Genomic DNA, 10,702 nt, shown 5'->3' on the forward strand with positions numbered 1-10,702 from the left:
GGGGGATCCCACCTGGCCGGGCCGTGCTCCCTCGGGCTGTGCCCTGCTGGACTGTGCCTTGCTGGGCGGTGCCTCGTCGGGCCGTGCCTCGCGGGACCCCGCCCCGCCCCCCGCCCGCCCCCGTGCCGCGTTGATCTGGGCCACCGTGTACAGGCCCGCGCCGCCCGCGCGGGTCTGGCGGGTGACGTCCGCCGAGGCCTGGAAGGCGTCCGCGGTGGGTGTGGTGCGGTGGCCCACGACGGTGTCGGCGTGGACCTCGTGGTAGGCGCCGCCGGGTGCCGCGAGCAGGACGCGGGCGTTGTCCTTCGCCGTCTTGCGCTCGCCGGCCAGCAGATTGCCGCCCCAGTACAGGCGCGCGTACGTGACCCGCGCGCCGGTGGGCAGCCGGACCTCCGCGCGGGAGGAGTTGTCGGTGCGCGGGTCGCCGTCGATGTCGACGTACTCCATGGCGAAGTCGTCGTTGGTGCCGGCCCGGCCGTCCCGCGCGCTGTCGCAGGACGGGGTCGTACCGCAGGTGAGAGAGGTGTTGGCGGCGCGCACGAACCCGCCGTGCTGGACCGCGCGGTGACGTTCGGCGAAGGCGAGGCGCTCGGCCTCGGCGGCGGGCGGGGCCGGGACATCGGCGCCGTCCGGCGAGGCGAGCGCGGAGAGCGAGGTGAGCGCGGTGAGGCCGAGAAGCCCGGCGAGGGCGACACCGCCGACCGTCGCACGGCCCAGGGCCCGCGTGGCGGATCGCCGAGGCGTCGCGGAGATCCACCGGACGGGCCCGCGCAGCGGACCCAGGGAGTGCGGCATGACCGGCGTGCCCTTTCGTGCGATGGACGGGCTGACGGGCGCTGTACAGGGACGTCGAACGGTCCGCAACTCTAGCTGCTATCCGTACTAATCCACTGAAACCGGACAAGTGTGTCGGAATCGTGAAGCTTGTGGCGCGGGGGACATCACCCCTTTGGCGGCACAACCCGGAAGGGCGTGGTGCGTTGACACAGCGCCGGGCATCCCGCCCGCATGTCTGTGTCAATCCCAAGGAGCATTTCTCCATGTCGCGTATCGCGAAGGGCCTGGTCCTGACCTCCGTTGCCGCCGCGGCCGTCGCCGGTGGCGCCGGTGTCGCCGCCGCCGACAGTGGCGCCCAGGGTGCCGCCGTGCACTCCCCGGGTGTGCTGTCGGGCAACGTCATCCAGATCCCGGTCCACATTCCGGTCAACGTCTGTGGCAACACCATCGACGTCATCGGTCTGCTGAACCCGGCGTTCGGCAACACCTGCGTCAACGACTGACGTCACGCCGCCTCTTCGCGACCGGCCGTCCTCCCCCCGCCGGGGAGGGCGGCCGGTTCGTCTGTGGCCACGCAGGTGTGCCGCCCCGAATGGGGGTGTGGGTCAAGGCAGTCGGCGCGGGGTCCCCGGTGGACCGTCCCAGCAGGGCCGATGCCGTCGAGGGGGAGGTGGCGCGGCTGCCGGGGTCCGGGGTCGCGCGCCCGCTCGGTTGCGGAGTGCGACGACCCCTCGCACGGTGGGGTGACGGCCGCGCACACCAGCGCGGCCGGGCTGTGCGCCCCACTCGAAAGGAACCCGTATGCGTGGTCTGTCCAAGCGGCGTATCGCGTCCACCGCACTCTGCGCCACCCTCGTCCTGGGGATCGCCGCTCCGGCGGTCGCGGCCGGGCACCGAACGACCGGGGAACGCGTCACCGCGGCGTCCCTGGCCCCCGTCCCCGGCGTGGACGCGCTGCTCGCCCAGACCCGGAGTCTCAGCGGCCTCGGCGGTGTCCTCACCCCGGTCACCGAACTCCTCAACACCGCGCTCAACGCCGACAACGGCCAGCTCACCCCGGACCAGGCCGCCAAGCTCGCCGCCGCGGCGAAGATCGCCATCGGCGAGGTGAGCACCGCCGCGCCGGTCGCACCCCCCGCACCGCCCGCCCGTGACGGCGGCGACGCCGCTGCCGACGACAGAGCGCCCGCAGGCATCGCCGGCATCGAGGCGGACGCGCTCGCCGCGCTCCAGAAGTCGGTCGACGCCCTGATCGCCGCGGCCACCTCCGGCGACGCCGGCAAGGTCGCGCCCGCGGCGAACGGCGTGGTCACCGGCCTCGTCAACGTCCTGGCCGCCGCGCTCCTCGGCGGCGGGCTCCCCGCCCCCGACCTGGCCGGCCTGCCGTCCCTGCCGAGCCTGCCGGTCTCGGCACCGAGCCTCCCGGCGGCCCCCAGCGTTCCGGCGGCGCCCAGCCTGCCCGCCGCCCCCAGCCTGCCCGCCGCCCCCAGCCTCCCGGCCGCCCCCAGCCTCCCCGCGGCCCCCAGCCTCCCCGCCGCACCGAACCTCCCGGTGTCCGCGCCGAGCCTGCCGGTGTCGTAACACCACCGGGCCCCGCGCCCAACGGTCCCCCCGTGACATCCCGTCACCCACCACCACCACACCGTCACCACACCACCACCCGGGCGCCCCTCACCACGAGGGCGCCCGGCGGCGTTTCCGGTCCGCATTCCCGAGCGCCCCCCCCGTGGGTTCTTATGATTTCTGCGCAACGGAGTTTCCGTACCGGTGAAGGGTCGTTAGGCACGACGTCAGAATTCCCTGCGGCAGCCCCGGTTGCCGACGAAAGGAACCCGATGAAGTCCCTGAAGGCCGCCGCTGTCGTCGCCGGAACCCTGGCCCTCGCTGGTGCCGCCGCCCCCGCGTTCGCCCACAACACCGCCGACCTCACGCCCACCAGCCTGAACGGCGCCTGGAACACCCTCACCAGCGGACGCCTGACCGCCGCCGACGCGATGCCGCTCCAGCACCAGTCGAAGGCCCTCGACACCGAGAACAAGGGCTCCGTGCTGAACACCGTCAAGGGCACCACCGCCACCCTCAACAAGGGCGGACTCCTCGGCGGGCTCCCGCTCCAGGGCTGACCTTCGGCCGACCTTCGTACGCAATTGCCGAAAAGGGTCGATTCCATTCCCCGGGAATCGGCCCTTTCGGCATGGTGGAATTACCGCGGTCGAGCCGCCCGGCAAATTCCCCCGGACCGCCGGTACCGCACGGAAACGCGCTGTTCGACGAAAAGGCGCCCACCGTCCCTCGTTCGTGTGGCACGGCGGCACCGCGTCCCCCGGTCGGGTGAGAACACGGGCGGCGGTGTTCGGGCCCGCCGCTAGGGTCGCGCGGGTGACCACAACCACCGGCGCATCCCGCCCCTTCCACCCCGCCGACCTCGGCACGCTCGTCGTGATGGCCTGGAGCGGCGAGGCCCCCGACGGCGACATGCCCTACCTCCTCGCCTACTCCCTCGGCGACGCCGCCGACGGCCCCGACGCCACCACCGCCGCCGTCGAGCACCTGCTGACCGACAACGACCTGCCGGTCGGCGGCGATCTGGTCGACGGCAACGTCAAGCCCAGCCTCCCGGTCAGCCTGCTGGTCGAGGCCGGTACCGCCGTCGTCGCCATGCCCCACCTCAACGCCACGGTCACCCCGCCGCCGGAGTGGCTCGCCGCGGTCGCCCAGCGCGGCTACGCCTACTTCGTGTTCACCACCCGCCCCTGGCCCGAGGCCCAGCCCGGCAAGCCCGTCGAGCCCGAGGCGCTCGCCGCGTTCGCCGGCGCCGACGCGACCCTGAACGCCGCCGCCCACGTCGTCCTCCCGGCCCGCAGCCTGCGCGCCTGATGACGACCGCCGCGGGACGGCACGTCCGCACCACCGGCACCGGCACCGCCCGCGGGCTCGGCCTGCTGCTGGTGCTCACCGGCGCCGCCGGGCTGCTGGCCTCCTGGGTCATCACGCTCGACAAGTTCAAGCTCCTCGAAGACCCCGGCTTCACCCCGGGATGCAGCCTGAACCCCGTGGTGTCCTGCGGCAGCGTCATGGAGAGCGACCAGGCCGCGGCCTTCGGGTTCCCCAACCCGATGCTCGGCCTGGTCGCCTACGCCGTCGTCGTCTGTGTCGGCGTCACCCTGCTCACCGGGGCCGTCCTGCCCCGCTGGTACTGGCTGCTGTTCGAGGCGGGCGCCCTGTTCGGCGTCGGCTTCGTGACCTGGCTCCAGTTCGAGTCCCTGTACCGGATCAACGCGCTGTGCCTGTGGTGCGTCCTGGCGTGGGTCGCGACGATCACCCTTTTCTGGTACGTCACCGGATTCACCGTCCGCCACCGGCTCCTGCCCGCCCCGCGCTGGGTCCGCACCCTCTTCGAGGAGTTCACCTGGGTCGTCGTGGTGGTGCATCTCGGCATCATCGGCATGCTGATCCTCACCCGCTGGTGGGACTTCTGGACGTCCTGAGCGACGGCCCGCCCACCCACCGGACCGACTATCCCCCCGTCCCACAACTGCGGCACCCGGGGGAATTGTGCGCTCGTCGCGCGGCCGGAATCGTTGGGCCCTGCGGACGTCGATCCCAGGAACCGAGTCGAAGGACCGTAGCTGACATGAAGCCCCGCACCCGAGGAACCCTCGCCGCCGTCGTCACCGGGATGGCCGCCGCCATGGGCGCCGCCTCCCCCGCGGCGGCGGCCGGGACGGTTCCCGTACCCGTGCCGCTGGACGGCGTCGAGCACTCCCTCAACATGGAGATGCCGACCATCGCCGCCGAACTCCCGCTGCCGGTGCCGGGCGCCCCCGACGGCCCCCGCTATGTCGAGGGCCGGCTGCTCCCCGACCGCGCCCTGCCGCAATTGCCTGTCAGCACCGGTCTGCCCGGCGCCAACGTACGCGCCCCGCTGCCGCGCCTCCTCGGCGACCGGTTCGACCATGTCGCCGTCCAGGCCCCGGCCGCCGACGTCCGGGCCCTCGCCCCCGGCCTGGCCGTGGACGCCCCGCTGACCGCCCCCAACCCCGACAACTTCGGCCTCCCCGACCTCAAGCTCCCCCAGGCGGGCGTCCTCGCCCCGATGCTCCGCACGGTCCCGGGCGCCGACATCGTGATGGGCCCCGGCCTCTGAGTCACCCCCCCCGCCCGCCCGACCGGCCCCGTGGACGGTGACCGGGTGGCCCCTTGTGCGGTTAGCGGTAGCGACACAGCGCAACCGGACAACGCACGAGGAGGACACGATGGTCGTCAGGGTCGGTGGGCCAGTGGGCCGGGCCGGGCAGGGGGCGGTGGCAAGACCGGGGCAGAGGTGGCGCGGGCGGCGGGAGCTGATGCGGGGGCTGCTCGGGTCGGCCGCCGCGCTGGCCGTCGCACCGCTGGTGGCCGCCTCCCGGCCCGCCCGGCAGGCCGATCCGCCACCGGACCTCGCCTTCGACGAGATCCACCGGGGCCGCCGGATCACCGGCGCCCGCACCGCAGCCACCGCCGCCACCACCGTGGCCGGCGCGCTCGCCGCCGAGCGGTGGGACATCACCGTCGACGGCCGCCCGCTGCCGCTGATGCGCCGGGCCGACGGCGGCTGGCTGAGCATGGTCGACCACTACCGCTCGTACAGCACGCCTCTGGACGCGGCCCGCGCCGCCGTCGACGCGCTCGGACCCGGGGAGCAGCTGCGGGAGACGGCCACGGCACATCGAGGGGGGCACCATGGCGTACACGCGTAAGGACGTCAGCACGCTGACCGCCGCCGAGAAGCGGCGGTTCGTGAACGCGCTGCTGGAGCTGAAACGGCGGGGCGAGTACGACGAGTTCGTGCGGGTCCACATCGAGTACTACGTCTCCGACGGCGAGGGGGGACTGCGTACGGCACACATGGCGCCCTCCTTCCTGCCCTGGCACCGGCGGTTCCTGCTGGACCTGGAGGAGGCGCTGCGCCGGATCGACTCCTCGGTGACGGTGCCGTACTGGGACTGGACGCGGGAGCGGAGCGCGACGGCGCTGCCCTGGAGCGCGGATCTGCTCGGCGGGAACGGGCGGTCGGGCGACCGGCAGGTGACACAGGGCCCGTTCGCGTACGCGGAGGGCGGGTGGACCCTCAGGGAGGGCGTCACCGACGCCGAGTACCTCACCCGGGACCTGGGCCGGGCCAAGGACCCGATCGAGCTGCCGACGCAGAGCGATGTGGAGTGGGCGATGAAGGACGCCGAGTACGACGTCTCGCCGTGGAACTCCACCTCCGCGAAGGGGTTCCGGAACAAGCTGGAGGGGTGGGGGACCGGCCGGGGCGCCGTCTCCTGGCGCAATCACAACCGGGTCCATCGCTGGGTCGGCGGGGTGATGCTCGGCGGCGCCTCCGTCAACGACCCGGTGTTCTGGCTGCACCACGCCTACGTCGATCTGCTCTGGTCGCGCTGGCAGCAGCGGCACCGGACGCACCGCTACCTCCCCGACAGGCCGCCCGCGCCGGGCACCGACCAGCACGGCCGGATCGTCGCCCGCCACGAGAAGCTGCCGCCCTGGGACGTGACCCCCGATCAGCTGGAGGAGGTCGGGGAGATCTACCGGTACGCCTGACACCGGAGCACCGGGAACGCGAGCACCGGGAATGCGAGTACCGGGAATCGTCGTACCGGGAATCGTCGTACCGGAACAGGGGAGAGCCCCGGCGCTCGGAGGTGCCGGGGCTCTCAGCTGTCCGTCGTCGTACGGCCCGGGGACCGCAGTGCCGGACGGGTGGGCTCAGCGGCCGTAGCCGCCGCCGTAGCCGCCGCCGCGGTGGCCGTGGTCGCTGACGTTGGCGCAGGTGTTGCCGAAGGCCGGGTTCAGCAGGCCGACGACGTTGATGGTGTTGCCACACACGTTGACCGGAACGTGCACCGGGACCTGGATCAGGTTGCCCGACAGCACGCCGGGCGAGCCGACGGCCGCGCCTCCGGCGCCCGCGTCCGCCATGGCCATGCCGGTTCCGCCGAGGACCACGGCACCCGCGCCGAGGGCGACTCCGGCTGCCTTCGCGATGCGAGACATCACGTTCTCCTTATTGACTGGGTGAGCACGGAGGCAGGACTCGCCGCCGCACGCTCCTTCAACGCCGGGGGCGGGAGCGGGTCACGGTGCGTGAGAGGGGATCACCCTTTCCGAACGCGCCCGGGGCGGATACGGCGGTCAGGGCAGCCGGCGCAGCGGGGCGCCCGCGAGGTAGGCCCGGATGTTCTCCACGGCCTGGCCGTAGTACGTGGCGTAGTTGGCGCGCGAGACATAGCCCAGGTGGGGGGTGGCGAGCAGCCGGGGGGCGGTGCGGAGGGGGTGGCCGGCGGGGAGCGGTTCGATGTCGAAGACGTCGAGTGCGGCGCCCGCGATCCGGCCCGCGTGCAGGGCGGCGAGCAGGGCGTCCTGGTCGACGATGGCCGCGCGGGAGGTGTTGATCAGATAGGCGGTCGGCTTCAGCCGGGCGAGTTCGGCGGCGCCCAGCAGGTTCCGGGTGCGGTCGCCGAGGACCAGATGGACGGAGACGAAGTCGCTGGTGGTGAGGAGGTCGTCGAGGGAGGGGGCGAGGGTGACGCCGACCTCGTCCGTACGGTCCCGGGTGAGGTGCCGGCTCCAGGCGGTCACCTCCATGCCGAAGGCCCGGCCGATCCGGGCCACCTGGGTGCCGATCTTGCCGAGGCCGAGCAGGCCCAGGCGGCGGCCGTGCAGATCGGCGCCGACCGTGGACTGCCAGGGGCCGCCCGTGCGCAGGGAGCCGTACTCGACGGTCAGTCCGCGCGCCAGGCCCAGCAGCAGCGCCCAGGTCAGCTCGACGGGCGGGGTGGACGAGCTGGCCGTGCCGCACACGGTCACGCCGTGCCGCTCGGCGGCGGTGTAGTCGATGACCGTGTTGCGCATCCCGGAGGCGATCAGCAGCCGCAGCCGGGGCAGCCGGGCGAGGACGGAGCCGGGGAACGGGACGCGTTCGCGCAGGGTGACGACGATCTCGAAGTCGGCGAGCGCGGCCACGAGGCTGTCCTCGTCCGTGAAGTGCTCATGGAACGGCACGGTCTCGACCTGACCGGCGAGCGCCGACCAGTCGGCCACCTCGGTGGCGATGCCCTGGAAGTCATCGAGCAGAGCGCAGCGCAGCAGCGGGCGCACGGGTGCCTCCCTTGATCGGGTCGCGGTGTCCAGCGGACTCTCCGGGTTCCGCGCGTGTCGACCGCGAGGGCGATGATAGCTTGAAGTGGAGAAAGATTCTCCAGTTACCCGGGGGTTCGGATGGCCGTGCCGACCGTGCTGGGTGGTGGGTCGGGGCGGAGATCTTCAGGAGGTCGCGAACGCTGCCGGGGCGGTGGACCATGAGCCTGAGGAGGGCGGGACGAAGGCTCATGGCCGTCACCCTAACTTGTGTCACTCCCCTGTTGGCAGGTCGAGAATCACCTATAGAGGGCTGAGGGCAGGCATCGTGGGCTATGTGCGCGGGTTCATCCCCTGGATCGTCTCGGGCTGTGTCTCCGCCTGGGACTGGCGCTGGGGCGCGGTGGCGGGTCTCGTCACCGGATTGCTGCTGTTCGTGCGGGAGCGGCGGCGCCAGGTGCCCGCCGACGCGCTGGTGCTGGAGGCCAGCAGCGTCCTGTTCTTCCTCGTCATCGGGGTGTATGCCTTCGCCGCCCCCGGCTCCCCGGCCGAGCGCTGGTACGGCGTGCTCTCCTTCGGCTGGCTGGCCGGCACCGCCTGGGGCAGCCTCGCCGTGCGGCATCCCTTCACCCTGGGCATCGCCCGGCGCCAGACTCCCGAGGAGTACTGGAACCGCCCCGGCTTCGTCGCCGTCAACAATGTCATCACCGCCGTCTGGGCGGCCGGGTTCACGTTCATCCTGCTCGCGCTGATCGTCTGCGAGCTGACCGGCGCCCCGGGATGGGTCGGCTGGGCCGCCCGTATCGCGGGCCTGGTCGCCCCGGCGGTCTTCACCAAGGTCTATCCCGCACGTGTCCGGGCCCGTACGGCTGCCCTCGAAGCCCGGTCGGCCGACACCGGCTGACCGGTCGTCCAGCGCCAGCACACCCATGGAGCACTCGTGAGTACAGACAGCACTTCCGTGCCGCCCCACCTCGCCGGGAACTTCGCCCCCGTGACGGACGAGGTCACGCTCACCGAACTGGAGGTGACCGGGGCCGTGCCGCCCGAGCTGACCGGCTGGTATCTGCGCAACGGCCCCAACCCGCACGAGGCGGCCTCCGCGCACTGGTTCACCGGCGACGGCATGGTGCACGGCATCCGGCTCGACGGCGGCACGGCCCGCTCGTACCGCAACCGCTGGGTACGCACCCCGACCTTCGAGTCCGGCGTCACCGTGTACGGCCCCGACGGCACGATGAACCTCGCCGCGGGCAAGGCCAACACCCATGTCATCCGGCACGCCGGGCGCACCCTCGCCCTGGTGGAGACGTCCTTCCCCTACGAGCTGAGCCACGCGGCGGGCAGCGAACTCGACACCCTCGGCGCCCATGACTTCGGCGGCCGGCTGCACACCCCCATGACCGCCCACCCCAAGACCTGCCCGGTCACCGGCGAACTGCACTTCTTCGGGTACGGGGGGACGGCGCCGCCCTATCTGACCTATCACCGCGCCGACGCCGACGGCGAGCTGACCGTGAGCCGGCCCGTCGACGTGCCCGCTCACACGATGATGCACGACTTCCATCTCACCCGGAATCACGTGGTGTTCATGGACCTCCCGGCCGTCTTCAGTGCCGAGCGGGCCGTCTCCCCGGACGGCGGTATGCCCTTCGTCTGGTCCGACACCTACGGTGCCCGCCTCGGCGTACTGCGCCGCGACGACCCGCACGGCACCGTCCGGTGGTTCGACATCGACCCCTGCTATGTCTTCCACTCCCTCAACGCCCATGAGGAGCGCGACGGACAGCGCCTGGTCCTGCTCGGCATGCGCTACCCGGGGCTGGAGGACGGCGTCCATGTCCCGTCCCCGCCGCTCCTGTGGCGCTGGACGGTGGATCTGGCCACCGGCACGCTGACCGAGGAGCAACTGGACGACCACTCCGGGGAATTCCCCCGCGTCGACGACCGGCTCATCGGCCTGCCCGCCGACTTCGGCTACGCCGCCACCGCCCCGCTCCCGGAACTCGCCCGCTACGAACCGGGCGTCACCGGTCTCGCGATCCACCGCTACGACCTGCGCGGAGCCGGTGTCAGCAGCCACCGCTTCGCCCCCGGACGCCAGCCCGGCGAGCCCGTCTTCGCACCCGCCGACGACCGGCCCGGCGGCCCCGGCTGGCTCCTCACCTTCGTCTACGACGCCACCACCGACCGCAGCGACCTGGTGATCCTCGACGCCGACCACCTCACCGGCGAGCCCGTGGCCACCGTCCATCTCCCCCGCCGGGTACCGGCCGGCTTCCACGGCAGCTGGCTGCCGGACGTCTGACCGACCCGCCCCCCTTGGTCCACCCCGACCGACTCACGCTCTCGCCCGGGCGGGGGGCACGCGCGCGGGCGCGAGACCCCATGACGGCCAGGTGCTGGAAGGAATCTCCTGATGGTTCGTGATACGGCCGACTCCGCGCCGCCCGACGACGCGGACCTGACCCGGGCCGCCCAGGCGGGCGAGGTCGCCGCGCTGGGCCAGCTCCTTGAGCGGCACCGGGCGGGCATGCGGGCCGTCGCGCTGAGCGTGCTGGGCCCGGGTGCCGATGTCGACGATGTGATGCAGGACGCGGCACTGACCGCGCTGCGGCGGATCGGTGACGTACGGGACCCGGCGGCCGTGGGCGCCTGGCTGCGGATGATCGTGCGCAACGCCGGCCGGTCCGTGCTGCGCGAGGCGCTGGCGCTGCGGCCGGGGGGCGGGGGGGGGGGGGGGCCGGCCGCCCCCCGCCGACCCCCCCCGCCCGGGGGGGTGGGCACCCCCCCCCCCCGC

General features: G+C 73.1%; 13 protein-coding genes and 1 pseudogene. 11 read left to right on the top strand and 3 right to left on the bottom strand.

Translation table 11 applies throughout. From position 1 onward, the window contains the following. A pseudogene (locus ACFXAZ_RS17620) lies at window positions 1-795 on the bottom strand (hypothetical protein); the annotation flags it as partial. Between the two features lie 245 nt (window positions 796-1,040). On the opposite strand from ACFXAZ_RS17620, the gene chpG reads away from it, so the two are divergent. From chpG to ACFXAZ_RS17660, 8 genes are all read left to right on the top strand, one after another. Beyond that, window positions 1,041-1,280, top strand: a complete 240-nt coding sequence (gene chpG, locus ACFXAZ_RS17625) for a chaplin ChpG (RefSeq protein ID WP_384591320.1) — start codon at window positions 1,041-1,043, stop codon at window positions 1,278-1,280. Window positions 1,281-1,578: 298 nt separating this feature from the next. Then, the gene (locus ACFXAZ_RS17630) at window positions 1,579-2,358 is read left to right on the top strand and encodes a hypothetical protein (RefSeq protein ID WP_384591323.1); all 780 of its coding nucleotides are present in this window, start codon (window positions 1,579-1,581) and stop codon (window positions 2,356-2,358) included. A 254-nt stretch (window positions 2,359-2,612) separates the two neighbouring features. Then, window positions 2,613-2,900: a hypothetical protein gene (locus ACFXAZ_RS17635; RefSeq protein WP_384591326.1), complete on the top strand. Its 288-nt coding sequence runs from the start codon at window positions 2,613-2,615 to the stop codon at window positions 2,898-2,900. 256 nt (window positions 2,901-3,156) lie between these two features. Next, the gene (locus ACFXAZ_RS17640; protein ID WP_384591329.1) at window positions 3,157-3,654 is read left to right on the top strand and encodes a DUF5949 family protein; all 498 of its coding nucleotides are present in this window, start codon (window positions 3,157-3,159) and stop codon (window positions 3,652-3,654) included. Continuing rightward, the gene (locus ACFXAZ_RS17645; RefSeq protein ID WP_384591332.1) at window positions 3,654-4,265 is read left to right on the top strand and encodes a vitamin K epoxide reductase family protein; all 612 of its coding nucleotides are present in this window, start codon (window positions 3,654-3,656) and stop codon (window positions 4,263-4,265) included. Before ACFXAZ_RS17640 ends, ACFXAZ_RS17645 begins: the two co-directional genes overlap by 1 nt. 146 nt (window positions 4,266-4,411) lie before the next feature. Continuing rightward, window positions 4,412-4,924 carry a hypothetical protein gene (locus ACFXAZ_RS17650; RefSeq protein WP_384591335.1) on the top strand — a complete coding sequence of 171 codons (513 nt, stop codon included), beginning with the start codon at window positions 4,412-4,414 and terminating at the stop codon, window positions 4,922-4,924. 109 nt (window positions 4,925-5,033) lie between these two features. Beyond that, complete coding sequence (locus ACFXAZ_RS17655; protein ID WP_384591338.1) at window positions 5,034-5,516, top strand: tyrosinase family oxidase copper chaperone; 483 nt, start codon at window positions 5,034-5,036, stop codon at window positions 5,514-5,516. Then, window positions 5,500-6,366 carry a tyrosinase family protein gene (locus ACFXAZ_RS17660; protein WP_384591340.1) on the top strand — a complete coding sequence of 289 codons (867 nt, stop codon included), beginning with the start codon at window positions 5,500-5,502 and terminating at the stop codon, window positions 6,364-6,366. The genes ACFXAZ_RS17655 and ACFXAZ_RS17660 overlap by 17 nt, the downstream gene beginning before the upstream one ends. Before the next feature lie 165 nt (window positions 6,367-6,531). Here ACFXAZ_RS17660 and ACFXAZ_RS17665 read toward each other — a convergent pair whose 3' ends face one another. Both ACFXAZ_RS17665 and ACFXAZ_RS17670 read right to left on the bottom strand, forming a co-directional pair. Then, the gene (locus ACFXAZ_RS17665) at window positions 6,532-6,819 is read right to left on the bottom strand and encodes a chaplin (protein ID WP_384591343.1); all 288 of its coding nucleotides are present in this window, start codon (window positions 6,817-6,819) and stop codon (window positions 6,532-6,534) included. Window positions 6,820-6,957: 138 nt separating this feature from the next. Beyond that, entirely contained in the window at window positions 6,958-7,923 is a 966-nt protein-coding gene (locus ACFXAZ_RS17670) for a D-2-hydroxyacid dehydrogenase family protein (RefSeq protein WP_384591346.1), read from the bottom strand. A 316-nt stretch (window positions 7,924-8,239) separates the two neighbouring features. On the opposite strand from ACFXAZ_RS17670, the gene ACFXAZ_RS17675 reads away from it, so the two are divergent. From ACFXAZ_RS17675 to ACFXAZ_RS17685, 3 genes are all read left to right on the top strand, one after another. Beyond that, on the top strand, window positions 8,240-8,806 hold the full coding sequence (locus tag ACFXAZ_RS17675; protein ID WP_384591349.1) for a hypothetical protein: 567 nt from the start codon (window positions 8,240-8,242) through the stop codon (window positions 8,804-8,806). A 36-nt stretch (window positions 8,807-8,842) separates the two neighbouring features. After that, a complete protein-coding gene (locus ACFXAZ_RS17680) occupies window positions 8,843-10,210 on the top strand; it encodes a carotenoid oxygenase family protein (protein WP_384591352.1) in 1,368 nt (455 codons plus the stop codon). 111 nt (window positions 10,211-10,321) lie between these two features. Further along, the coding region (locus ACFXAZ_RS17685; RefSeq protein WP_384591355.1) for an RNA polymerase sigma factor at window positions 10,322-10,702 on the top strand (381 nt) is incomplete at its 3' end.

It is taken from the genome of Streptomyces sp. NPDC059477 (assembly GCF_042749375.1).
Classification (GTDB): domain Bacteria; phylum Actinomycetota; class Actinomycetes; order Streptomycetales; family Streptomycetaceae; genus Streptomyces.